The sequence below is a fragment of the Chitinophaga silvatica genome, assembly GCF_003419895.1.
GTDB lineage: Bacteria > Bacteroidota > Bacteroidia > Chitinophagales > Chitinophagaceae > Chitinophaga > Chitinophaga silvatica.
Genome location: NZ_QPMM01000017.1, coordinates 1 through 26,007, shown reverse-complemented (window position 1 = coordinate 26,007; position 26,007 = coordinate 1). Strand labels below are relative to the sequence as shown.

Sequence of the window (26,007 nt, the reverse complement as noted above, 5' to 3'; positions counted from 1 at the left end):
TATTTTGTTAGCTTAATCCAATTTCAAAATGGCGCTCAGGAATTTCAATATCTAAAAATCCTTTTTTGAATAACCATTTCTTAAATATTTTCTGCACCTCATATTCTCCATGTACCAGGAATAATTTTTTGACTTCTTTAGGGTCCTGGCAGGAAAGCCACTGACTCAGATCTTCATAATCGCCATGGGCACTCATTGATCTGATTACTCCCACTTCTGCATTTACTTTGTACCGGGTTCCGTAAATAGATACTTCCTGCGCACCTCGCATAAGTCGTCCTCCCAGTGATTCTGGTTCGCAATATCCTACAATCAGGATAGTGTTCCTGTCATCGTCGATATTGTTGGCAATATGGTGCTTTACGCGCCCTGCTTCCGCCATTCCGGAGGCTGAGATAATTACGCAAGGCTCTTTCCGGAAGTTGAGCAATTTAGATTGATCAACAGTTTTGACATACTGTAATCCCGGAAAATCGAATGGGTCTTTATCTTTCTTCAGAAGTGCAGATACTTCCTTGTTGAAAACTTCAGGATGTGCTTTTGTAACAGCTGTAGCTTCTGTAGAAAGCGGACTATCAACGAAGATATCTACCGGTGGTAGGGTACCATTGAGTTGTGCTTTATTCAGTGCATATAATAATTCCTGAGTTCTGCCCACACTAAAAGCAGGGATAATCAATTTTCCTCTCTTTTTCAGACAGGTCTCAGCGATGTATCTGAGTAGTTCATTATCTGCAGGAGCTGCATCAGCATGTAAGGTACTGCCGTAGGTAGACTCCATCAGAATATAATCGGCCTGTGGAAAAGTGGCTGGAGATTTAAGAATATCGTCATTATATCTGCCAACATCACCACTGAATGTAATCTGTTCTGTTTTACCATTTTCAGTGATTCGAAGATGTACACAGGCTGCTCCTACTATATGGCCGGCATCAGTGAAAAGAAGTTGAATATCCGGATCAATTTGTATCCAGTTATTGAAGTTTACTGGTTTTAATGATCTGATAGCAATTTTGGCATCTTCTATTGTATACAGCGGTGAAACATAAGGAAGGCCTTCTTTTGCCTTTTTCTTATTGGTAAACTTTACATCATCTTCCTGTATTTCGGCAGAATCAAGTAAAAGAATTTCAGTCATATCACGTGTTGCTGCTGTACAATAGATATCTCCTGAGTATCCCATTTTTACTAATCTTGGAATTAATCCGCTATGGTCGATATGTGCATGAGAGAGTATCATGTAGGTGATCGATTGAGGATCAAATCCGAAATCCCTGTTCAGTGTATCTGTGTCATGGCCCATTCCCTGAAACATTCCACAGTCTAATAATATCTTCTTTCCATTCTTTAGTGTGATCACATGCTTTGATCCCGTTACGGTACGTGCCGCTCCATGAAATGCGATTTTCATATTTGTTATGCTGATTTGCTTTTAAACGACCAGGTGATCGCAAAAGAGGCAATTAATGTGCCGTCTTTGTCTCTGCCTTCGGTATGTAGAACTATAGTTTCAGGAGTATTATTATTCAATACACGTTCAAGAGCTGCTTGTAATAGAGGCAGTTCCGTGCAGGTAAATAATGTAAGACCTGTTGCTTTTTTGTAGTAACTGGCTTCCATGTTGGTAACGAGCATGGATACACGTTTTTTGGTGCTGCTAACAAACATGATTGCCGGAAGCCCTGTGCTCAATTCTCCGGCCATTGCCAGACAGGCGAAATAGGTAGAATTGAATGGGTTCTGAGATAACCAGCGATAAGGTACTGATGTAACACATTCTTCCGTACTTAATGATCGCAATCTAACCCCTGCAAGCCATGCCGATGGAAGTTTCCAAAGCAGATAGGCAGAAAATTTTAACTTATGTTGTGCAAACCTGATGAAAGATTGCAACGATGCCTGATCAAAGATTAGCGAACCATTATTCATAACCAGATTATTCATTAATGTAATGAGCCGGATTTAATGCATCTGGCGACCACTGTTTCAGAAAATCAGCAACTTTCTTTTTATCATAAGTGTCGGCAGATTCCAACAACCCGGAATTTTGTGTATGCAAGCGATTGCCTTTTGCATCTAATATCACCATTACCGGAAATCCGAAGCGTTGTGGATAACCCAGCGATTGTAGGATGGGCAGATTCTTGTTCTCCTTACTGTAGTTGAGATGATAAACTACATAATTCTTATTAAGCAATTCTTTTAATTCAGGATCATCTTCCACGAATTTGTAAAATCTCTTGCACCATATGCACCAGTTGCCACCAATTTGCAGTAATACATGCTTCTTCTCTTTAACCGCCTGTTGCTCTGCTGCTTCAATATCTGCTTTTGCGTTGGCAGAAGGATTGTAAATATTGTTAAGGTCGTGTGTTTGGGCCTTTGCTCCTGTAATAATTCCAACACTCAATAATAGTGTCCAAACGTAAAGTTTCATAAATAATAATTAATCGTTATAATCTAATTTACATTATATTTTTCACATAGGTTTGTATGCTTTCCTGGGGGTGTTGACGATCGTTCAATTGTATAGCCAGTATATCTTTCAGCTGCTGCCGCAATGCTGCATCATAAATAGGGCTACAGACTTCTATTCTTCTGTGGAGATTGCGGTTCATCCAGTCTGAAGACCCCATATATACTTCTTCCTCCCCATTATTATGGAAAACAAATACCCTGGCATGTTCAAGGTATCGGCCTACTATCTGGATAATTTGAATGTTCTGGCTTTCCTGAATCCCGGGTTTCAGGCAATTGATACTTCGTACAATCAGATCTATTTTTACTCCAGCCATACTGGCTTCATATAATTTGCTGATCATACCAACTTCCTGCAGGTTGTTTATTTTAATAATGCAATGCGCTGGTAACCCTGCTTTTGCATTTCTGATTTCTCTGTCGATCAGGGCTGTAAATGCTTCTGTCATATTGAACTGCGCCACCAGCAGATGCCGGAAGTTCAGAAAATTGTAAGAATTTGGCTGCTGGCGGCTTTGCAAATAAAGGAACAGCAATTCCATCTCCCTGGTAATACCAATATGAGAAGTAAACAACACGTGATCTGCATAAAACCTGGCAGTACTTTCATTGAAATTGCCGGTTGCTATCAGCCCGCAGTACTCCCAGCTATAACCTTTCTTCCGCTTAACCAGAGCTGTTTTTGCATGCACTTTCATACCAGGAATACTATAAACCAGCCTAACTCCGGCTGCCTTCATTTTCTTGGCCCATCTCACATTATTGGCTTCATCAAATCTTGCTTTCAACTCTACAAATACAGTAACCTTTTTACCGTTTTTAGCCGCACTGATAAGTGCTTGTGCAATCTGTGAACCGGAAGCTATGCGATATAATGTTACATAAATCTCTTCTACATCAGGATCTGCGGCTGCTTCATTAAAGAATCGCAGAATGTAGTCATATTGCTGGTAAGGAAGATGAACAAGTATGTCTTTCTCTAAAACCTTATTCAACAAATGGTAGGTATCTCCCCGTTTGTTAAGAGCCGGAATTATTTTCGGATACTCAACATACATTAATGAAGCTGGTTTAGGAAAAGAAACTAAATCTTTAAGATTATGATATCGTCCGCCTGGTACCAGTTCTTCCGGTCTGACATCAAACTGCTGGGCTAAAAACTCAACCAATGGCGGGGAAATAGCTGCATCATACAACAGGCGTGTGGGAACCCCTAATTCACGTTTACGTATAAAGATTTCAACTTCTTCCAAAATATCTCCCTTTACCTCTTCCATATCCACTTCCGCATTCCTGGTTAGTTTGATGCTATGGCAATCAATTACTATATATTCAGGAAATAAATAAGCAATATGAGTTCGAATAACATCATCTATAAACGCTATATAGTGCAAGCCATCTACAACTGGTAACTGAATGAAACGCGGTAGCTCTGAAGGAATATTTACAATTACATATTCCTGTGTACGACTGTCTTCGACTGCTGTTAAGGTTACAACCAGATATAAAGCATTATTTTCCGGAAATAACTTTTTCTTATTATTCTTTAGCCATACAGGTTGCAGATAAGCAAGAATGGTAGAATGGAAATAGCTTTTAGTAAAAGTTAAATGATCCTGATGAAAAGATTGATTGTAGTATAGTACAACTCCCTGGGCCAGGAGATCTGGTATTACCTTACCCCCGAAAATCTGTCCGTACATCTCCTGCTGCCGGTTGATCTCACTCAGTACTTCCTGAAGGGTTTCAGTACTTACTGTAGTGGTTTCATCTACCTCTGGTTCGTTCTCCAAAACCTTATTGATTGCAAGAATAGCAGGCATCCTTACTCTAAAAAATTCATCCAGATTGGAGGAAAAGATCGAAAGAAATTTTATCCTTTCATATAATGGTACCTCGGAATTATCGGCCATCATTAGTACCCGATAATTAAAAGACAACCAACTAAGATCTCTGTTCTGCAATGGAACACCCATGACTCAATTGTTAAACTTTTACCGGAAAGAAAATAGCTGCAATAAGAAAAGCAAGTACAGAAGCTATAAGTCCAAACATGAAGATATTATACGAAATACGTAAAAGTTTATATTTCTTGCCCAGTACAACTCCTAAATGATAAACGTCTTTGGTTAAACTGCTATACAGAAAATCTGCATCATTCATCATTTGCTTCATTCCCCATTCATATTCTTCCAGGTGCATTTTATAAAAATTTCCAAAGAATAAAAGGTTGGTATCTTTCTTTTCTATATCAGCTTTTGTAAATATGCCACCTGTCACATTCGGCCGGGTTGCCAAAACTGAAAAGATAACTGTTAACACAGCAGTGGTTAAAAATATAATAGAAGGAATTACCAGATTAGGGTAATCCTCCAGCCTCCCAACCAGCACACTGAGTATAACCGAAATGATAATAGAATTAACAGAAATCATGATATGTGCTTTAGTATCGGCCATCGAACTTAAGCGGATATGATTTGTAGAGGTAATTCTGAACATAGTTTCAATACCCCTGTCTGGCTTACTAACTTTCTCTTTTTTATGTTTGGCATGAGGAGCCACTTCTGGTCGTTCAGCAGCCGTTGTATTGGCGGCAGCCATAGAGGCCACTTCCTCCGAAGTTTTCTTTTCCAGTTTTTTGGCCAGTTTTTCTAAATTTTCCTCTTTTTGCTGTTTAAAAAGCGTTTGGGCATAATCTGTCCAATAGTGATGTGCTGCGAGGAAGGCGATATTATTGCCTATCCATTTGGTAGCCGGAATCTCCATTTGCCGGGTTAATTCTACTTCCTGACGTAACAATTTATTCCTGTCGGGAAAGTTTTTAGAACCAAGATGAGATAAGTCGGCATCGCAAACAATTTGTTCTACCAGGTTTTTGGGAGATTGGGGCATTTTGGTTGCCAAAATCGCTCCTTGAGTCAATGTTTGAACATTTTCCGATACCTGGTGTTGCTTAAGAAACTCAATGGCTTGTTGTGCACCCGCTTCTTCGTGATGAGCAGAGTCGGTCGATAAATAACCAATATCATGAAACCAGGAAGCTACATATACTGCCAGAAGTTCTTCATCCTGCAAGCGGTAATGAGCAGCTATTTGAGCTGCTGCCTGAACAACTTGTTGCGTATGGGTCAGATTGTGATAAACCAGCTGAGGTTTTGGGTGTTGTGAATACTGGTCTGTGATATAATCCCTGGCTGCATCAATAATAGCGCTGTATTGCATATTCATGGTTATTAAATCAAAATAGCTGATTATGAAAGGGCATCTGGCTATAATTCATAATTCTCCCCGGAAGTTACTGCATTTTTAAGTTAAATTTATGCTATAAAGTTACACTATGAATCTCCGGGCTGGATTGATACTATTCGTCTTCTTCCTGCTATCATGTAATGCTTTTAGCGACAGAGAGCAGAAAGTTTATGCTTCACCAAAAGGATATGACCTTACACAACCCACAAGATACCGGGTTCGGGAATCAATGCAGGAAATTTCCGGTATTGTTGTCGACTCCAATGAACATAATATCTTAGCTATTAATGATGAAGATGGGCGGGTTTTTGTGATTGACGTTACCACTACTTCTCCCTATCCCAGTTATAAATTTGCTAAAAACGGGGATTATGAAGATATATGCCGTACCGACAGCGGAATTTTTGTATTAAAAAGTAATGGCGGCCTGTTTCATGTTCATGGCTTATATACGGATAGTGCATACTCAGATCATTATAAGTTCCCTAAAGCCGGCAAGCGGGAGTTCGAAACAACCTATTACGATAGTGCCAGGAACAGTATTGTTATGATCTGTAAAAACTGCGCTGATGATAAGAAACTAGGGATTACCAGTGCATATAGCTTTGATCTGGCTACCAAAACCTTTGATACTACCGCTATATACCATTTCGATAACCGGGAAATAGCTAAACTTGCAGGCTCCGATCTGCGTTATTTCAAACCTTCGGGGGCTGCAATACATCCTATAGAAAAAAGATTATATATCGTTGCTTCAGTAAACGGATTGTTAGTGATCAGCGACCTCCAAGGTCATATTCAGGAAGCTTATAACTTAAAACATCGATTGTTCTTACAACCAGAAGGAATTTCTTTTGCCCCAAATGGCGACCTGTATATCTCCAATGAAGGTGGATATGATGGAACTGCCAGTATTCTTAAATTTACTTATAACGCACGATGACACGATCTGTTCTAGCGCTTATCGCATCGATATTGATATCAGGTTACCAGCAGGTGATGGCCCAATCACCTACCGTCCTTAAACGAATTATCCTCGTTGGGGATGCTGGTGAACTACATGAAAATGGCCACAACCCGGTTGTGGATGCTGTAAGACAAACCTTCGACCTGCAAGACAATAGAAACGTTGTAATTTTCCTCGGTGATAACGTCTATCCCCGTGGTTTACCAGATTCTTTAAGCGATAAATTCCCCGTCGCTAAAGAAATACTCGATTACCAGATAAACCTGGTGAAAGGAACAAACGCCACCGGATTCATTATTCCCGGAAATCACGATTGGGATAAAAGTAAACCCGATGGACTGACAATTATCCGTAACCAACAACAATACGTCGATTCCCTCCACCTGGATAATTTTCACTTTCTTCCCAAAGATGGTTGCCCCGGTCCTATAGAAGTAAATATTTCTGATGATATCACCCTCATCATTATGGATAGTGAGTGGTGGCTATTTCCCTACAAAAAACCTGGACTCGAATCGTCCTGCGATTGTAAGGATACCGATGAAATCCTAACCCGAATAGGTGATATCGCCGCTAATAACAGAAATAAGTTCATCATTTTTGCTACCCATCACCCCTTCAGAAGTTATGGTATTCATGGTGGCTATTACACCATTAAACAACATATTTTTCCATTAACAGACCTTCGCCCTAATCTATATATTCCATTACCGGTCATTGGGTCGATTTACCCAATCGCCCGGGGAGTATTTGGAACAGCTGAAGATATTCCACATCCTAAATATCAGGCAATGATTAAAGGGGTAGAAGATGCTTTAAAACCTCATGGTCCTGTTGTTTTTGTTTCGGGTCATGATCATACCCTACAGCTGATCAAAGACAAAGGGAATGATTACATCGTAAGTGGAAGTGGCGCGAAAAATAACAGAGTTTATAAAGGCCCAAAATCCCTGTTCGCAACAACAGAAAACGGATTTAGCGCTATAGAATTATTATCAGACAGTACGCTTCGTGTTAATTACTATGTTGCGGAAAAAGGCAAAGAACCTGTATTTTCTAACGATCTGCATAAAATAGAAGAGAAACAACTGAAAGCAATCCCATTTGTATTACCTTCTCAATTACCTCCATATGTCACAACAGTAGCCGATTCCCAATATGTTAGGGTAGGAAGGTTTCATAGATGGTTACTGGGTAATAACTATAGAAAAGTGTGGGCCACACCGCTGAATTTCCCGGTAATGGACCTTCGTAAATCAAAGGGCGGATTAAAAATACTTCAGCGTGGTGGCGGAAAGCAAACCCGGTCGCTTCGCCTGGAAGATAGCACAGGAACTGAGTATGTATTAAGATCACTCAAGAAATATCCCCTGGCAGCTATTCCTGAAAGGCTTAGAGAAACCGTGGCAAAAGATATCGTACAGGACCAGATTTCCGCTTCAAATCCTTATGCTCCATTAGCCGTTACTGTTTTGGCAGAAGCAGCAGGAGTGCCTCATACACACCCTACTTTTGTTTATCTGCCCCGCGATACCGCCCTGGGTGTATTGGCAAATGATTTTGGTAATGATGTTTATCTTTTTGAAGAAAGAGAACCGGTGACAGGTAGTAACGAGAAAACATATAACACTCCAAAGGTAGTTAGCAAAATTACCGGCGATAACGACGAAAGAGTAGATCAGAAAGATGTACTCCGCGCCAGAATCCTGGATATGTATATCATGGACTTCGACCGGCACGATGATCAGTGGAGGTGGTACCGCGAGAAACATAAAGGTGTACATTACTATTCCCCAATTCCAAGAGACAGAGATCAGGCATTCTTCATTAATCAGGGCGTATTACCCCGACTAGCTTCCCGACGCTGGATCTTACCGGGTATACAGGGCTTCCGTGATAAAATACCTGATATCAAAGGTTTCAACTTCAGCGCAAGGTATTTCGACAGATCATTCCTGAACGAATTAGACGAGAAAGACTGGAAAAAACAAACCGATAGGTTCCTTAGTAAAATGACAGACAGCGTTATTCAGGCCGCTGTTAACTCTTTCCCGGATTCTGTTAAATCGGAAGTAGGGCCTATGATGCTGCACAACTTATCGGCCCGCCGGAATATCCTGGAAGAAAATGTAATGAAATATTACAGGTTTATTTCCAAAGGAGTAGATGTGCCTGCAACAGAAAAAACTGAATTGATTACTGTAGATAAGCTCGCTGGTGGACGAGTAGCGCTAAACATTAATAAAATCAGTAAAAAAGGAGAAGTTCAACAAAATATTTATTCAAGAACTTTTGACCCGAGAATCACTAAAGAAGTAAATGTTTATGGTTTGGGTGGGAGCGATAGATTTATTATCAGAGGCAATCATGCTTCTCCTATAAGAGTAAGATTAATTGGAGGGGCAGAACCTGATACATATATAGATAGTACCAATGGAAGAGCTGGTAAGCGCATTCGTATATACGATATGAAATCAGGCAAGGATACTTTTGCCTTAACCAGAAATGAGCAACTTAAGCTATCCTCCGATCCGGCTAATATTCGATACAATAGAAATGCTTATCAATACGAGAAGCTCTTTCCTATGATTGCTGCCGGATATAACAGAGATGACGGTTTATTGCTTGGGCTGGGTGTTTCAGATACCCGACATGCCTGGAGAAGAGAACCATTCTCTACCCGCCACGTGTTTACTGCAACTCATGCTTTGGCAACCCGTGCATGGAATTTCAGATATCAGGGCGAATATACCGATGTGATAGGAAAAACAGATTTAGTGGTGCTTGCAAGAGCGAAAGCTCCTAATAATACTATCAACTTCTTCGGTTTAGGAAATGAAACAGTATTCGATAAATCAAATGGTAAAACAATTAAATACTATAGGGCCAGGTTTAATTTGTATACAGCAGAAGGTTTACTGAGAACGAAGTTTGGAGATCATTTCACTATCTCTTACGGACCAACGTTCAACTATTATGCGTTGGATAAAGATGAGAATGAAAATAAATTTATCACCAACTTTGCGCAGAATGGACTTGATTCTGCTAATATCTTCAAAGACAAATTCTATGCTGGTGGAAAGGTGGCCGCTACTATAGATACAAGAAATAGTATACTAATACCAACCAGAGGGGTGTTGTGGACTACTATTTATGCCGCCAACCTCGGACTTGAGAAAGATGCTTCCAATACACATCAGTTAACTTCTGATCTTAGTCTTTACATGAGCTTTACCGATCCTGCAAATGTTGTGTTGGTAACAAGATTTGGAGGGGGGAAAATTTGGGGTAATTATGAATATTGGCAAGCATTGAATGTGGGCGGTGTAATTAATCTGCGTGGGTTTAGAAACTATCGTTTTGCCGGTAATGCAAATGCTTATAACAATACAGAGATCAGAGTCAAACTATTTGATCTGAAAACATATTTATTCCCTGCAAGTGTTGGTGTACTGGCATTTAATGATGTAGGAAGGGTGTGGTTGGAAGGAGAAACATCGCATGTTTGGCATGATGGCTTTGGAGGTGGTTTATACGTAGCGCCAATCAATTCCTTAATAGCTACTCTAACGTTAGGACATTCTAAGGAAGAGAATATTGTATACTTTACTTTAGGATTCAGATTCTAATATTCTCCGGCAAAGAAGCACCTTGCTTCTTTGCCGGAAAACAAATTTATTGTTGATCCATATTTACTTTTACTCTCAGGGCTTTTAATCCACTTACTCCCTGTAATTCTTCAAGTTCCAATTCTTCTATCTCCGGTCCTAATATATTTTTACTTTGAAGGAAGGTGATGTATTTTTTTAACTCTTCCATTTCACGTACATAGGAATATACCATAGCTATAGTTCCTGGCTGGGTAAGTCTTTCGCCGGTATCTTTAATATGTACTTTATCTATTCTCTTCTTTATAATTTCATATCGGATATTATATGCACCCTCCACATCAAATCTTCTTTCATCGCTTCGGAAGCTGATAGTAATAGGAGTGCTGTGCATTAAAATCATCTGGGTAGTTTCTAACGGAATTTTAAGCTTAGGACCTATCTTCTGTGTAAGCCTTGCAATATGGGCCATAGACGATAATTGCCAGAGTCTTAAATTTCGCAGATATAAGTTGTCGAATTTCTTTTCATGAGCAATAGATTGACCTATGTAAATAGTATACTCAACACCATCAGTTCTGTATTTTTCAAAATAGCAGGGAAAGCTTTGTTGAATATAGCCTCTTTCTTTCTCTAAATACTGGCTGATGGCAGAATTGATGGCAGACAGGCTTTCTTCATATTCTCTTCTGTGCTTGAATACATGACCTTCTGTTTTATCAATTTTAGCGAAATAGTTTTCCAACAAAGGTTTTAATTCATCATTGCCATCACATAAATGCTCCAGCACCGGCTGAATTTCCTGTTTCATAAACTCATTTACTTTCATATCTTCTCCGGCTACCAGACTATTATCTAAGCCATTTAGAAAATCATTGGTCTTAAATAATAACTCCTCCAGTAAGGGCAAATGAATGGTTTGGCCAATGGCCACTAAAGTATCTCGAATTAGTTCCAGCTGTTCCTGCAAATCTTCCCTGATGGCGTTGCCTTGTTGCACAGATGAATTACGAATGTCTATAGCCCCATATAATGGATATACTTCATCAAAAGAGATGCTCTCAATATCTTTTCGTTCGTCTTCCGGTGTTAGCAGATAGTTCCAGGCAGCATCCACGAACTTCCATTCCACAGCCGGCTGTAAGGCAGTAAACTGATCTTTAATCACTTCATTTAATCTGCTCTCTAAAATGCCCATACTTCTGTTTAGCATGAGTACCAGCAATGGATAGGTATTCTGTAACCTCCATAATGGATCTGCAGATAACGCATTTGGTGTACTGCAAGCCAGTTCCAGCATTCCAAGTACTTCCTTTTTATGAGTAATTGGGCATAACAGGAAGCTCTTAATGTTTTTGATCGGCAGATATTTCAGGAATGGATGTGCTGCAATAGCTGCTTCATCCACATCTGGTATAACAAGTGGGTTAGGGTTCTTCTTTAATTGTTCAAGAACCAGCTGAAAGAAATGTTGCTGTTGCTTTTTATTGCCAATTCCTAAAATCGGATCTGTAGTAGCAAACTGCTCTTCCAGTACATTTTTACCATTCACAACAGGGAATGGAACCAGATGTGCCGTAATTTCAGGAATGCCCAGTATTGTAGGAATAAGTCTTTCTACCGTATGATAGCTTTCTACCTCATTACTGGATTTCATATTCATGACCAGTGATTTGATGGTATTCAGACTTTCAGATTGAGTTACATCTTTGACGGTCCAGATAACAAAACCTTCCAATTCAAACATAGAAGGGGGGAGGAGATTCATCATCGATTCCGGTGTCACCTGTTTGGAGCAAAAAAGCTTGTAATCCAATGGTGGGAGATCTCCTTTTACTTTAACATCTACAAACCGGGGATCGATATTTACTTTTACAAAACGTTTGCTTCCATCTGGTGCAGTAAGTGTATGAATTATATCATTCTTATAGTTCATTGGGAAATGATATAACTTCTCCAGAATCAGTTTGTAAAGCCAGGTAATTTTGTCTTTCTTAACCTGTTGAACTGAAATACCTTCCGGAACTGCTACCAGATCTTTTCCATCATCTGAAAAAAGTTTCTTAAACAGATCAGAATAATAGAAAATAGCAAATCGATATGGTACACCAATTCCATAAATATCTGTTTCCGTATTGGTAGTTACCGGAAATATAGCTGCTGTTACCAGATCGAGATACTCTTTATATTTAGATAAATCTGTAGAATCAGAAATTGGCTTTAAGGTATCCGGGTTACTCTCAAATTTATCTATGATTATTTTATAGAAAGAAGAACGTGGGTCTGCAACTTCTTCTGAAACTTTTTCTCTAAGGAAGTTCAAAAAAGGTACAAACGATATATTTGACTCAATTACATTATCGTCGTTAAATAAACCGGGGTGTGCTGTTAAAACTTTCATGCTCGTATAATTATATCCAAAGGCTATCTTTTATAATGCCAGATAATCTCTTATTAAATAAAATTGACTACTATAACAGTTATACAGTGCAGGAAAAACAGAAGGAGGGTTAAGATTGTTGACGTAAAGGTAGGAACGATATTTTATATAATTGCGTTAATATTTTTCTGGTTTAAGACCTCAATCCTAAACCAGAAAAATAAATAACTTATAATTTATTGTATTTCAATTTGATTCTTCAGCAAATCTTCTAATGTATCTCTTTTACGGATCAGGAATGGTTTTCCGTCTTTAATCATTACCTCTGCTGGTTTTAATCGGGAATTGAAATTGGATGACATTTCAAATCCATAAGCTCCTGCATTGTAGAAAACAAGATAGTCTCCTTCTCTTACTTCATTAATCTTTCTATCCCAACCAAAAGTATCTGTTTCGCAAATATTACCTACTACAGTGTAAATGCGCTCAGTACCTTTAGGGTTAGAAATATTACGAATAAGATGGAAAGCTTCGTAGAACATAGGGCGGATCAGGTGATTAAATCCTGAATTTACACCTACAAATACATTAGCTGTAGTTTGTTTAATTACGTTAGCCTTTACTACAAAGTAACCCGCCTGGCTTACCAGGAACTTTCCTGGTTCAAACCAAAGCTCTAATGGGCGAACATACGACTTAGCGAAGTTATTAAAGGTTTCGCTGAGTTTTTTGCCCAACAAATCAATATCAGTTTCAGGATCGCCCTGTTGGTAAGCTACTTTAAAACCACTTCCCAGATCAATTGATTCCAGGTCAGGGAAATGCTGTACCATTTCGAACATCACTTCCACTCCACGGAGGAATACATCAACATCCTTGATTTCCGAACCTGTATGCATATGCAGGCCGGTAACTTTCAGTTTTGTTGAATTGATGATTCGTTCGATATGGCGCATCTGGTGTATAGAAATCCCAAACTTGCTGTCGATATGGCCTGTAGAAATCTTGAAATTTCCACCTGCCATGATATGAGGGTTCAGACGAATACAGATAGGATAACTTCCTCCGAACTTATTACCAAATTGCTCAAGAATAGACAGATTATCAATATTGATAATAACTCCCAGTTCCTTTGCTGCAATAATTTCCTGTAAGTCTACGCAGTTAGGGGTAAAAATGATATTCTTTGGATCAAATCCGGCTTTAAGCCCCAATTGTACTTCCTGTATAGATACAGTGTCCAGTCCACATCCTATAGAATTGATATACTTAAGGATATTGATATTGGTCAATGCCTTACAGGCGTAAAAAAAGCGGGTGTTAGTCTTCTGAAAAGCCTTTTGCAGCTTTTCGTATTGATTTTTAATCTTTTCGGCATGATATACATATACCGGGGTACCAAATTCTTCTGCTACTTTCACTAGGAAATCTGCAGAGAGTACGTCGCTTTGTTTAGGCATTGATAATCCTTATTTTAAGAATGAGCTGGCAAAATTACTACGCAAAAGTGAAAAATTGTAGAAAATCAGAGAAACCCTGATTAGTCTTCATTTTCGTCTCCACCTTCCATAAACCCTTCGATATTACGACGGTCTTTCTTGGTGGGCCTTCCTATTTTACTTTGGCGCTTTCCTGTCTGGAAGGCAGAAGGAATAAAGGCAACATCCAGCTTGCCTTCATCTGGGGTTGTATCTATATAATATTTAATGGCTTCGCTATATGCTACTCTGTTGGAGATAATACCGGCAACCTCAATAACCCATTTACGGTTTTCTCCTCTGATTTCAAATTTATCTCCTATGGATACAGCTTTTGCGGCCTTTACGGCTGTTCCGTTCATCTTCACTTTACCTGTATCACAGGCATTGGATGCCTGGTTCCTGGTTTTAAATACGCGTATAGACCAGAGATATTTATCTACACGTACTTTTTCTGTTGTTGTATTACTCATAATCTTTTCTACTAGTCATTTTCCGAAAAAACAAAGGATCGGAGAAGACATTAAAAATACAAAGTTTATCCCTGTATTTTTAAAATCCGCTCCAATCCTTATATTGATAAGAGTTTCCTCTGATCTTATTTACTCATTTCAGCAAAAAACTGATGGAAGTAAGGGATGGTTTCAATTCCCTTATAGTAGTTAGCTAACCCGTATTTCTCATTAGGAGAGTGCAGGTTATCGCTATCCAAACCGAAGCCCATCAGGATGGTTTTCAGGCCTAATTCCTTTTCAAATAAAGCAACGATAGGAATACTTCCTCCACCACGAACCGGGATCGGGTCTTTGCCAAATGTGCTGTGGATTGCTTTTTGAGCGGCTTTAAAGGCTACAGCATCAGTTGGGGTAACATAAGGGCTACCTCCATGATGTTTCGTCACCTTTACTTTTACGCTTTTGGGAGCAATAGCTTCAAAATGTTTGGCAAACAGGTCTGAGATTTCGTGCCAGTCCTGGTCTGGTACCAGACGCATAGAGATTTTGGCAAATGCTTTTGATGGCAATACGGTTTTAGAACCTTCACCGGTATAACCTCCCCAGATACCGTTTACCTCCAATGTTGGACGGATACCGGTTCTTTCTATAGTGCTATAGCCTTTTTCGCCCCACAGTTCATCTACGCCAAGATCTTTCTTATATTCTGCTTCATCAAATGGTGCAGCATTAAGAGCAGCTCTGTCGGCATCGCTCAGATTATGTACTTTATCGTAGAAACCTGGAATGGTAATGTGGTTATTTTCATCGTGCAATGAAGCGATCATCTTAGCAAGGATGGTAGCCGGATTGGCAACAGCACCGCCATAAACGCCGCTATGCAGGTCGCGGTTCGGGCCGGTAACTTCTACTTCCATATATGCCAGACCACGTAGGCCAGTATCAATAGATGGATTTTCGAGGCTGATCATAGAAGTATCGGAAATCAATACTACATCGGCTTTTAATCTTTCTTTATTGTCTTTTATGAAGATGCCCAGATTTGCAGAACCAACTTCTTCCTCTCCTTCAATCATAAATTTGATATTACATGGGAGGGTATTGGTTTTGTTCATAGTTTCAAAGGCTTTTACATGCATGTAAAACTGTCCTTTGTCATCCGCACTACCACGGGCATATATATTACCGTCTTTAATAACTGGCTCGAATGGGCCGCTATGCCATAATTCCAGTGGGTCTGCTGGTTGTACGTCATAGTGTCCGTATACTAATACGGTAGGTAGAGAAGGGTCTATGATTTTTTCTCCGTATACAATCGGATGCCCTGCTGTCGGGCATACTTCCACTTTATCGGCACCAGCTTCCTGCAGGCGTTGTTTCACAGCTTCTGCACATTGGCGGGTATCTTCATTGTACCGGGAATCTGCACTCACAGAAGGAATGCGTAATAACGCCAGTAATTCATCCAGAAAACGATCTTTATTTTCTGCCTGGTAGTCTTTCCAAACTTGCATGATTCAGGAAATTAAGTTCACAATGTGGTGCAAGTTAACGGAAAAACAACATTTGGAAATTTTTTCCAACTGGGTAAATTTCGGGGGATGTAATTGTTTTGATGCGATAAAATTGCAGGAACTTAAGAAATAAGCTTTTGCCTAACAAGAAATTCCAGCTTTTGATTTACATCTAGCAATTTGGCGGTTAATTCCCGATTTTCTTTTCTAAGGGCATATACCTCATAGGCTTTGTCGATGTTATGCTTTAACTCATCCTCATTCCAGGGCTTGGAAAAGTATTTATATACCTGTCCTTTGTTAATAGCATCCACCACTGCATTAATGTCGGCATATCCTGTAAGTAACATTCTGATTGGTTCCGGATATCTATCTAAAATAGATTCAAAAAACTCAATCCCTGTCATTTTAGGCATACGCTGATCGGAAATAATAATTTGAAACTCCTTTTCCGACAGTAGCTTCTCTGCCTCTTCAGCCGAAGATGCAGTAACAACGCTGTACATTCTCCTAAAAGATGCTTTAAAGGCATTTAGGTTATGTATTTCATCGTCTATATAGAGTATATGAATGTGTTGTGCACTCATTTAGCAGACTTAACCAATTATTGATAATAAATGAGTTAGAAACAATGAAACCTTCGATTACGATTTTGCGTCCTATTCTGTCCCATTCACCCTAAAAACAATGGTTAAACGTTAAACAGTTTAACCATCACAAAGGTACATATAAACATACTGTTTTATAGTGAATATTTCAAGGATGAATGAACTTTTTTAAAAAATTGCCGTTTCCTTATCCATTGGGCGGTTTAGTGGCTTAGTTTCCCTATTTTCGTATAGTTATAAAATTTAGGCGTTCACCGCTTTTTTTATAGCACTCACCGGAGAATTTAACTACTTCCGCCGATAGCGGGCAAAACCGGAATGTGTTTTGCATAATCGTCGGCACCTAAACTTAAATTTTAATTCAGATGAAAACAGGTATCATTGTCATCGTTATTGCTGCAATTCTAGTGTTGTTTGGTTGTGGAAAATACAATAGCCTCGTAACAAAAGATGAAGGCGTGAAAGAAAAATGGGGCATCGTGCAAAGTAGTTATCAACGGCGTGCAGACCTTATTCCTAACCTCGTAGCTACCGTAAAAGGGGCTGCTAACTTCGAAACCGAAACACTGGAAAAAGTTATTCAGGCCCGCGCAAGTGCTACTCAGATTAAAGTTGATGCTGCCGATCTGACTCCTGAAAAACTACAACAATACCAACAGGCACAAGGTCAACTGGGTGCCGCTCTGGGCCGTTTACTGGCAGTTTCCGAAAATTATCCGGAATTAAAAGCCAACGCCAACTTCCAGAACCTCCAGGCTCAGCTGGAAGGCACTGAAAATCGTATCAACGTAGCACGTAATGACTTTAATGGTGCTGTTAAAGAATACAACAGCGCCATCAGAACATTCCCTAATAACATCATTGCCGGAATAGCTGGCTTTAAACAGAAGCCTTATTTCGAAGCAAATGCCGGATCTGAAAATGCTCCTCAGGTAAAGTTCTAATCTAAAACATACCAGGGCCAGGAGAATATCCTGGCCCTTAAATCTTATCTATAGCATGCGCATTCCCTTTATTAAACAAAAAGAGATTTTCTCTGAAGCAGAAAAAAATCGATTGGTGCACGCTATCCGGGTGGCAGAACGCCTAACCTCCGGAGAAATTCGACTATTTGTTGAAAATCGTTGTAAGTATGTTAATCCCCTCCAACGGGCAAAAGAAGTTTTCGACTCGTTAGATATGGGGAAAACCAGGTTACACAATGGAGTTTTAGTGTATGTTGCTATCAAGGATCACCAGTTTGCCATTCTGGGTGATCAGGGAATTCATGATAAAGTGGGAAATGATTTCTGGACAAAAGAAGCAGATCTGCTAATTGGTCACTTCCAACGCAACCGAATCGTTGAAGGAATCGAAGCTTGTATAGAAGAAATAGGAGCCTCTCTACGCACCCACTTTCCCCATGAAGCCGGAGATGATATTAATGAACTCCCCGATGATATCGTGTTCGGGAGATAAAACAACTCTTTCTTAACGAATTAGTTTTCATAAAATGAGGATACTACGCTGGTTATTACCGGGAATACTTTTATTAACAGGTCTGTTCGCCAATGCACAGAATATCCCTCCAAGACCTAATCCTCCAACCTTAGTAACCGACTTCGCCAAAATATTGCTCGCCAGTGAAGATGAGGCTTTGGAACGAAGATTGGTGGCATATAACGACAGCACTTCTACTCAAATAGCTATCGTTACCATCAAATCCGTTGGAGATTATGATATAAGTGAGGTAGCCCTGAAAATATTAAGAGATTGGGGAATAGGCTCAAAAGACAAGAACAATGGCTTGCTTATTCTTGTTTCAGTTGATGATAGAAAGGTCAGAATCGAAACCGGATACGGAATGGAAGGTGTGGTGCCGGATGCTATAGCAAACGACATCATTAACAATTATATCAAACCCGCTTTCCGTGAAGGTAACTACTATAAAGGATTAGATGATGCTGTAACAGCCATCGAAAAAGCAGCTGCAGGAGAATACCACGCAAGCCCAAAGAAAAGCAGTGATGTAAGCCCCGGTGGCGTATTCCTCCTTATCATGCTGATAGTTATTGTAATCGCTATCGTTAGCCGCGGTGGCGGCGGTGGCAGAGGCGGAAGTGGCACTACTTACAACAGAAGAGGTGGATGGATCTGGCCTGTAATCGGAAGCGGTGGCTTCGGTGGTGGTAGTAGCGGTGGTGGCTGGTCCGGTGGCGGTGGCGGCTTCGGTGGATTTGGTGGTGGCTCTGGTGGCGGTGGAGGCGCCAGCGGAAGTTGGTAATAGCATAGAAAATTATTTTATGAGATACCTACATGTGTTAAATGGAGATTCAGCCCTTACCTTGTTTCGGCAAAGTGAGGTTTCCGGAGAAATAATCATTTGCCGGGAAATGATGTGTGAAGGCAAGGTAAAATATACCAACAACCTCTCAGCATTTTTCGAAAGCCGAGCAAAACACCTGCAGTATCATTATGGTATAGATAGAAAAACTTATTATAGTCATGTTGTCCGTGAGCTGGAGAAGATGGTTTTCTTCGCCAGCTCTACAGACGAAATAGTTCTCTGGTTCGAATATGACCTCTTCTCACAGGTTAACCTCCTCTTTATTCTCCATTTCATCGCCAATAGTCTGTTCGATAAACAACTCCCCATATCTATAGTAGATTTACCTCATCACCCTACCGCTGAAGATCTGCCCAAAGCCCTCAATAAAAGAATATTATTACAATCCGACGACCTGGCTTTAGCCGCCGATATCTGGGATGCCTGGTGCATGGATACCCCAATGCTGTTGGAAACAATCAGCAAAATGAGTACTGGTAACCTGAAATATATCCCGGCTGCTATTACTGCCCACCTCAAAAGATTCCCTGATGCGGTAACCGGACTAAGCATAATAGAAAGCTATTTCCTCCTCCAGTTAGCTCTAGGGAGCTACCGCTGGTACGAACTCTATATGCTCTTCTGGCGCGACCTGGAAATTTATGGCTTTAGCAACTTCCAACTGGATGTACTCGTACATAGAATGGTTGACGCAGGCGTAATCGATGAAAGAGAACAACTTCTTATTATTACCAGCCTCGGACAGGAAGTGTTGGATGAACAGGAAAACTACCTGGATTATGTGTCGTTGGAACATCGCTGGCTGGGGGGAGTTAGATTATCTACTACTCCATGGCGCTGGGATCAATCAAGAAATACTTTAGTGGAAGTTGAAAAATAAAAAAGCGGAGCTTTTGCCCCGCTTTTTCTATTGTATTGCATTTTTAATTTCTTCCGACGCTTTCTTTAAATAATCGGCTTGCTTTTGTAGTGCCGCCCTGTTATCCCCACTCACTGCTGTAGATTCCTGAGATTTCTTTCGGCTGATTTCCTGCATCCAGTTACTGATATAGGTATTAACCTGCGAATTTTTGAACTGTTCTGTCATTGCTTTCACCTGGTCAACTCCTTTTATTACTGCATCTGTATTGTTGATCTTGGAAAGAAAACCTAAGTAATCAAAAGCCGCATTCAGCTTATCTTGTCCACTGGTTGCATCAAACTTCTTGGCTACGAAATCAACATCTTCAGGATTCGCTTTTTTTGCATATACTCCGGTAATGGCATTAATCAGTTTGCCTTTGGAATCATTCGACAATTGTTTGGCGATCGTATAAGCCTTGTTGATGTCTAGTGCTGCCAAACCTTCAAGCCCTGCTGCTTCTACACTGTAGGATGAGTCTTTTATAGCTGCCTCAAATAAAGGAGTATACTTCGGATCTTTTAATTCGCCCAGTTTATCCAACGCCGCTGCGCGAACTAACGAACTGGGATCTTGCTTGGCCAGTTCCACTAATATTGGAAGGGTTGCTGTCTTCACATTCTCATTGTCAAAACTCAATCTCGAAATAGTATAGCTGCGAAGCCCGTGATATTTGTCTTTTAATGCAGCCTGTAATAATTTCACAGCATCAGGGTTACTTGCTTGTGCATCTGAGGCTTCATCAATGGCAATTCTGCGATCCAGGTAATTTGGAGCATGGTTATATTGATAAACATATGTAGCAAACGCACGATGATCATCAGTTTTAGATAATACTACCTTCTCTGCATCAACGTTTACAAGATCCGGACGGGTATTATAGGCGAATGTAAATGAATCCACTCGATTGGATACAGTTACATTATGTCTGGTTGCTTTACCACCTTCATATATATCTATAGCCAATGGTATTTGCCATACTTTATCTTCCCGCTGAATTTGTTGAATAATAACCGTTACTTTTTTAGCCGCATCATTATAGTTGTAGCTAATATCGAATTGTGGAAAACCTTTACCGAAATACCATTGATTGAAGAACCAATTCATATCTCTGCCGGTTACCTCTTCAAAAGCTAACCTGAGTTGATGTGCTTCGGTAGATTTAAACGCGTTGGTACGCAGATAAAGATTCAATGATTTAAAGAAAGCGCTGTCACCTACTGCATTTCTCAGCATATGCAAAATACGTCCACCTTTCTGATAGGTGATCTGATCAAACATATCTTCTCTATCGCGATAATGGAATCTAACCAGGTCTTTATCTCCGCTGTACTGAACCATCGACATATAAGACTGACCGGCATCAAATGAGTGCTCATCTGCCGCATCTTTTCCATATTTATATTCCAGCCATAAATATTCACTATAATCAGCAAATGATTCATTAACTGTTAAATTGCTCCAGGATTCAGCAGTAACAAGATCTCCAAACCAGTGGTGGAACAGTTCATGAGCAATTACACTCTCGTTGTAATTATTATTATCTAATAATTCACGCGGAGTTTTTTGCATAAACTCACCATGTAATGTAGCTGTAGTATTTTCCATTGCTCCGGATACATAGTCTCTACCTGTAATTTGTGAATACTTCACCCATGGATAATCATATCCGAGAATTTTAGAATAGAAGGTCAACATCTCAGGTGTGTTACCAAAGATGTTCTTAGCATACTTCTCATAAGGTTTTTCTACATAGTAGCTAACTTCCTTACCTCTCCAGGTATCCTTTACAATAGCATAGTCGCCTACTGCCATCATAAATAAATATGGGGAATGTGGAAGATCCATTTTCCAGGTATCGGTTCTTGTACCGTCTGGATTATTTTTCTGACTAACCAGCTTACCGTTGGAGAGCGTAACGTATTTTTTATCTACCGTCATGCTTATTTCCTCAGTAGTTTTCTGGTTAGTTTTATCTATAGTTGGGAACCATACAGACGAGCTTTCAGTTTCGCCCTGTGTCCAGATCTGAATTGGTTTGTTAGGGTCTTTACCATCAGGATTGATGAAGTATAAGCCTTTGGCATCTGAAATAGCAGCACTGCCTTTTACTTTAAGCTCATCAGGTTTGGCGGTATAACTGATGTAAATAGTGTAAGATTCAGTAGGCTGATAGGTTTTGTCTAGCTGAATTCGCAGCTGCATCCCGTGATAGGTGTACTTCAAAGGGCTGTTGGTAGTTCCTTTTACCAGGGCTACCTCTTTAATATCCATCCCTTTGGCATCGAGGGTTAAGCTATCGGTGGAATAGAAGTGAGGTTTAAGGGTCACCCATTCTTTACCGTACAGATATCTTTTGGCATAATCGAACCGTACATCTAGTTTCGTATGTACCAGATCGTTAATTTTTGTGGCAGCAGCCCTGTAAATTTTTAATTCGGGGTCAGTTTGGGTTGCTTTCTCGGATTGGGCAAACGCGGTTGAATTATACCCGGTTATGGCCATTCCTCCAATCAGCATTCCCAATAAGGATTGCTTTAAATGTTGATTCATGTAAAGTTTATTTTAAACAAAAGTATCGGCTTACGATTTTTTACTGGTCCAAATTTAAACAAATGGGGCAAAAATGAGCTAAGTGGTTAAAAATGCTATTTTTGTTGTTCCGCAGCGTCTAAAAATAGATATAATGATTAAAGCGACAGTAAATGGCAAATCTGGATTTGCCATCAACCTTGATAAAAAACTGACATGTGACAATCAGGATGTAGATTATTCTGCTGTAAAACTGCCTTCAGGCGATTACAGTGTAATCATGAACGGTTATAGCTATCAGGCCCAGATCCTGAAAGTGGATAAAGAGAGCAAAACACTTGTTATACAAATCAATCAACAGCAATTTGAAGTAGCAATAGAAGAACCAATCGACCAGCTATTGGCTTCTATGGGAATCAAAGATGCTATGGCCAGAAAAGTAAATGATATTAAGGCTCCAATGCCTGGATTGGTATTGAAAGTCCTGGTAAGCCCTGGTCAGGCCATCAAAAAAGGAGATCCTGTCTTGATCCTCGAAGCCATGAAAATGGAGAATATCTTCAAAGCTACTTCTGATGCAGTAGTAAAAGCGATTAAAGTATCGGAGCGCACAGCTGTCGAGAAGAACGAAGTACTAATTGTGCTGGAATAATATTTGCAAAGGATTATTTTCAATTCATCATATGCGTTTTAAAACATTACTATTCCTTTGTATATGCCTGATGGTAGGGGGAACTTTAAAAGCCCAACGCCAGCAGCATTATTATATATATATCCAAAGTGAAAAGGGGCAGCCATTTTATGTAAAGCAGAATGGCAAAGTGTTGAGCTCTACTGAAAGAGGCTATATCATTCTACCTCAGTTAGAAAGTGGAACGGCTAATATTACTGTTGGTTTCCCTAAAGAGGAATCGCATGAAGCCCAGTTTAATCTGAAAATAGTGAAAACCGACCAGGGGTATCTGTTAAAACGCTCCGGCAGTTCGAATTACGCGTTATATAATTTACAAACGTTTAAGGAAGTAAAGCCAGCCGGTGCTGCTTTAGCAGCCGCTGATGCTGTTGAATCTACTACGGATACGCAACCAGGGGTTGCTGAAGTAAAAACAGAAAAGGTTACTGCAGATAAAGATGAAATGATGAGTAACCTGCAGAAAGACCTGGAAACTACTTTCGGTGATAAAGCTACAGTAACCGGTCCGGCTAAGAAACCTGCTGCCACTAAGCCCGGTAACTCATTTGCTTCTGCCTTGGATAAAGTAGTGGTTACTTCCGACGACCGCGATACCGGGGAGGAAGAGATCAATGTTCCTGTTGCCAAAACAAAAGATAACAGCGCTACCAGGGCTCCTAAAGGAAAGAAAGAACGCGATCCGCTGACAGACGACGAAAAGGAGTTATTAAGATCTGTAATGGCTGAAGAAAGCAAGATAGCAGCGGTTAGTGCAGCTGAAGATGCTGTAAAACCTGCTAACTCAGACCCGGAAGAAGAACCAAAGAAAAGTAAGAAACATAAATCCAGAGCTGCAGATCCCGACTTTATCGAGTTCCAGAACGATAAACAGGAAGATAAGACAGTAGTATCTACCGTTGATGCTGCCCCTATGCCAGAGGCTATCGACGAAAGCGCAAGCACTAAAAGCAAAAAGAAGAAACGTAAAGTATTCGATGATACCGAACATCCGGCTAATGTAATCACAGACCCTAGTGGTTATGGCGTATTAGCAGAGAGTGATGATAAATCTTCTGCAAAAAAGAAAAAGAAGAAGTCAGATGAAATAGAGCAAACAGAGGATGCTTCTTCCAATACATCTGAGAAAAAAGCAGCAAGATTGGTTAATTCAGATTGCGTGAACATTATGGACGATGCTACTTTCCATAAGTTATTACGCAAATTCGTAGCGGCTAGTTCTGATAATAGTATGATCGAAGTGTTCCGAAAACAATCCCGTAATTACTGTTTGGAGTCTGCTCAGATTAAAACTTTAGGCCAGTTACTAACTTCCGATGAAACACGTTATCGCTTGCTGGAAGCAGGCTATTCAAAGGTCTACGATTCTGAAAAATATGGCGCTTTAGAGAGCTTGCTGATCGATGAGTATTTTAAGAAGCGCTTTAAATCGATGATCCGCAGGTAGATGCCGGCAAGATTCTTTATTTTTGCCGCCTATGAATAGGTATTTTATCGAAGTGGCATACAAAGGTGCCAGGTTCAGTGGGTTTCAGGTGCAGGAAAATGCACATACGGTGCAGGCAGAGGTAGACAGGGCCTTGAGTACTTTGCTTAGGGATACAATTGTTAGTACTGGCTCCAGTCGTACCGATGCAGGGGTAAATGCCTATCAGAATTTTTTACATTTCGATACCGACCTTCCTTTACATCCTCAATTTATATATAAGATAAACGCCATTTTGCCCGACGATGTCGTGCTAAATGGCGTTTATGCTGTTCCGCCTGATGCTAATTCAAGATTTGCAGCAGTAAGCAGATCTTACGAGTATACCTTATATACAAGGAAAGATCCTTTTATGCTGGATCGCGGATACTTCTTTCCTTATAAAATAGATATAGACGCACTGCAGGAAGCTGCTCGAATTATAACTACCTATAGCGATTTCACTACCTTCTCTAAAAGGAATACACAGGTGAAAACCTTTTTGTGCAATATAATGGAGTCATATTGGACAGTAGAAGGGCAGCATATAACTTATAATGTGCGGGCCAACCGCTTTCTAAGAGGTATGGTACGTGGATTGGTGGGCACTATGCTGAGAGTGGGCAGAGGAAAACTCACTTTAGATGAATTCAGGGCCGTGATAGAAAGTAAGGATTGTACCAGAGCCGATTTTGCTGTTCCTCCTCAGGGCCTGTTTTTAATGCAGGTACATTATCCCGAAGGATTGCTCAGTCCTATTCATTTTAGCCGTTAGTTTAGGTAGATGTTTTTTTCGATTATGCTTTGATGTTAGGTAGGTTGATGATAGAAGCGAATAATTTTTTTATCTTGAAAACCTTTATGGTAAAGTGTTTCAGCTGGTTGGTCTATTTTTTTTGAAATAAAAAGTTGGAAGTGTTGAAAAACCGCCTACCTTTGCGCTCCGCTTTTGAAAGAAAGGCACACCACAAAAGTTCTTCATTTCATTATTTTTTCACTTCTTTTTCGGATAAGAAAAATAGTCTCTATCGTTTGATGGCAGTGTATTTGATTATCTTTAAAACTTTGAATAAAAATTTTAAAAAAAGATTTGGTGGAATTGAAAAGTTGATTACCTTTGCAACCCCAACGATAACGACGGGGATTAGTTCTTAAGATGCAGGCCAGACGGGCCACAGAGATCGGATCTCACACATCAACAACATGATCAGTAATGATCAAAGTTCTTTGAAAGATTGGAAACAACAGCACGAATCAAATTAGTGATAGTTTGATTCAAAACACAGGTAATGTTTAAGCTAAACATAATTAAAAAATATCCGATTGATTTCGAGAGAAATTAGTCAGGTATCAAC

20 protein-coding genes are annotated in these 26,007 nt (G+C 40.0%); 9 read left to right on the top strand and 11 right to left on the bottom strand.

The annotated features are described in order from the left end of the window. Positions 1–7 precede the first annotated feature (7 nt). The 5 genes from DVR12_RS25435 to DVR12_RS25415 are packed head-to-tail and all read right to left on the bottom strand — an operon-like array spanning position 8 to position 5,700. Positions 8–1,411 carry an MBL fold metallo-hydrolase RNA specificity domain-containing protein gene (locus DVR12_RS25435; protein WP_116978633.1) on the bottom strand — a complete coding sequence of 468 codons (1,404 nt, stop codon included), beginning with the start codon at positions 1,409–1,411 and terminating at the stop codon, positions 8–10. 5 nt (positions 1,412–1,416) lie between these two features. Further along, positions 1,417–1,929: a DUF4442 domain-containing protein gene (locus DVR12_RS25430; RefSeq protein ID WP_158563372.1), complete on the bottom strand. Its 513-nt coding sequence runs from the start codon at positions 1,927–1,929 to the stop codon at positions 1,417–1,419. A gap of 7 nt (positions 1,930–1,936) precedes the next feature. Next, entirely contained in the window at positions 1,937–2,437 is a 501-nt protein-coding gene (locus DVR12_RS25425; protein WP_116978631.1) for a thioredoxin family protein, read from the bottom strand. Between the two features lie 28 nt (positions 2,438–2,465). Continuing rightward, complete coding sequence (gene ppk1 / locus DVR12_RS25420) at positions 2,466–4,454, bottom strand: polyphosphate kinase 1 (RefSeq protein ID WP_116978630.1); 1,989 nt, start codon at positions 4,452–4,454, stop codon at positions 2,466–2,468. Positions 4,455–4,464: 10 nt separating this feature from the next. After that, positions 4,465–5,700, bottom strand: coding sequence for a Pycsar system effector family protein (locus DVR12_RS25415; RefSeq protein ID WP_116978629.1), 1,236 nt, complete (start codon positions 5,698–5,700; stop codon positions 4,465–4,467). A 115-nt stretch (positions 5,701–5,815) separates the two neighbouring features. Here DVR12_RS25415 and DVR12_RS25410 point away from each other — a divergent pair, with 115 nt between their 5' ends. Next, positions 5,816–6,670: a hypothetical protein gene (locus DVR12_RS25410; RefSeq protein ID WP_116978628.1), complete on the top strand. Its 855-nt coding sequence runs from the start codon at positions 5,816–5,818 to the stop codon at positions 6,668–6,670. Next, positions 6,667–10,323, top strand: a complete 3,657-nt coding sequence (locus DVR12_RS25405; RefSeq protein WP_116978627.1) for a BamA/TamA family outer membrane protein — start codon at positions 6,667–6,669, stop codon at positions 10,321–10,323. Before DVR12_RS25410 ends, DVR12_RS25405 begins: the two co-directional genes overlap by 4 nt. A gap of 46 nt (positions 10,324–10,369) precedes the next feature. On the opposite strand, the gene DVR12_RS25400 is transcribed toward DVR12_RS25405, so the two are convergent. The 5 genes from DVR12_RS25400 to DVR12_RS25380 form a co-directional block, all read right to left on the bottom strand. Further along, the gene (locus DVR12_RS25400; RefSeq protein WP_116978626.1) at positions 10,370–12,703 is read right to left on the bottom strand and encodes a GAF domain-containing protein; all 2,334 of its coding nucleotides are present in this window, start codon (positions 12,701–12,703) and stop codon (positions 10,370–10,372) included. Positions 12,704–12,918: 215 nt separating this feature from the next. Then, the gene (gene lysA / locus DVR12_RS25395; RefSeq protein WP_116978625.1) at positions 12,919–14,142 is read right to left on the bottom strand and encodes a diaminopimelate decarboxylase; all 1,224 of its coding nucleotides are present in this window, start codon (positions 14,140–14,142) and stop codon (positions 12,919–12,921) included. 80 nt (positions 14,143–14,222) lie between these two features. Beyond that, positions 14,223–14,633: an RNA-binding S4 domain-containing protein gene (locus DVR12_RS25390; protein ID WP_116978624.1), complete on the bottom strand. Its 411-nt coding sequence runs from the start codon at positions 14,631–14,633 to the stop codon at positions 14,223–14,225. 125 nt (positions 14,634–14,758) lie between these two features. Continuing rightward, complete coding sequence (locus tag DVR12_RS25385; protein ID WP_116978623.1) at positions 14,759–16,129, bottom strand: dipeptidase; 1,371 nt, start codon at positions 16,127–16,129, stop codon at positions 14,759–14,761. A 122-nt stretch (positions 16,130–16,251) separates the two neighbouring features. Next, entirely contained in the window at positions 16,252–16,716 is a 465-nt protein-coding gene (locus DVR12_RS25380; RefSeq protein ID WP_116978622.1) for a response regulator, read from the bottom strand. 386 nt (positions 16,717–17,102) lie between these two features. Between DVR12_RS25380 and DVR12_RS25375 the strand changes: the two genes are divergently transcribed. From DVR12_RS25375 to DVR12_RS25360, 4 genes are read left to right on the top strand one after another with little or no spacing between them, the layout of a single operon-like run. After that, entirely contained in the window at positions 17,103–17,681 is a 579-nt protein-coding gene (locus tag DVR12_RS25375) for a LemA family protein (RefSeq protein ID WP_116978621.1), read from the top strand. A gap of 55 nt (positions 17,682–17,736) precedes the next feature. After that, positions 17,737–18,195, top strand: a complete 459-nt coding sequence (locus tag DVR12_RS25370; protein WP_116978620.1) for a TPM domain-containing protein — start codon at positions 17,737–17,739, stop codon at positions 18,193–18,195. A gap of 34 nt (positions 18,196–18,229) precedes the next feature. Continuing rightward, positions 18,230–19,000, top strand: coding sequence for a TPM domain-containing protein (locus DVR12_RS28050; RefSeq protein ID WP_116978619.1), 771 nt, complete (start codon positions 18,230–18,232; stop codon positions 18,998–19,000). Beyond that, positions 18,891–19,943 carry a hypothetical protein gene (locus DVR12_RS25360; RefSeq protein ID WP_158563371.1) on the top strand — a complete coding sequence of 351 codons (1,053 nt, stop codon included), beginning with the start codon at positions 18,891–18,893 and terminating at the stop codon, positions 19,941–19,943. The genes DVR12_RS28050 and DVR12_RS25360 overlap by 110 nt, the downstream gene beginning before the upstream one ends. 27 nt (positions 19,944–19,970) lie before the next feature. On the opposite strand, the gene DVR12_RS25355 is transcribed toward DVR12_RS25360, so the two are convergent. Next, a complete protein-coding gene (locus DVR12_RS25355; RefSeq protein WP_116978617.1) occupies positions 19,971–22,517 on the bottom strand; it encodes a M1 family aminopeptidase in 2,547 nt (848 codons plus the stop codon). 133 nt (positions 22,518–22,650) lie between these two features. Between DVR12_RS25355 and DVR12_RS28080 the strand changes: the two genes are divergently transcribed. Genes DVR12_RS28080 through truA form a run of 3 tightly spaced genes read left to right on the top strand, consistent with a single transcriptional unit; the run spans position 22,651 to position 25,427 of the window. After that, positions 22,651–23,148 (top strand): biotin/lipoyl-containing protein, encoded by a 498-nt coding sequence (locus tag DVR12_RS28080; protein ID WP_147323542.1) that lies wholly within the window; start codon positions 22,651–22,653, stop codon positions 23,146–23,148. 31 nt (positions 23,149–23,179) lie between these two features. Beyond that, a complete protein-coding gene (locus DVR12_RS25345) occupies positions 23,180–24,634 on the top strand; it encodes a DUF4476 domain-containing protein (RefSeq protein WP_116978615.1) in 1,455 nt (484 codons plus the stop codon). Positions 24,635–24,665: 31 nt separating this feature from the next. Further along, positions 24,666–25,427 (top strand): tRNA pseudouridine(38-40) synthase TruA, encoded by a 762-nt coding sequence (truA, locus tag DVR12_RS25340; RefSeq protein ID WP_116978614.1) that lies wholly within the window; start codon positions 24,666–24,668, stop codon positions 25,425–25,427. Positions 25,428–26,007 lie beyond the last annotated feature (580 nt).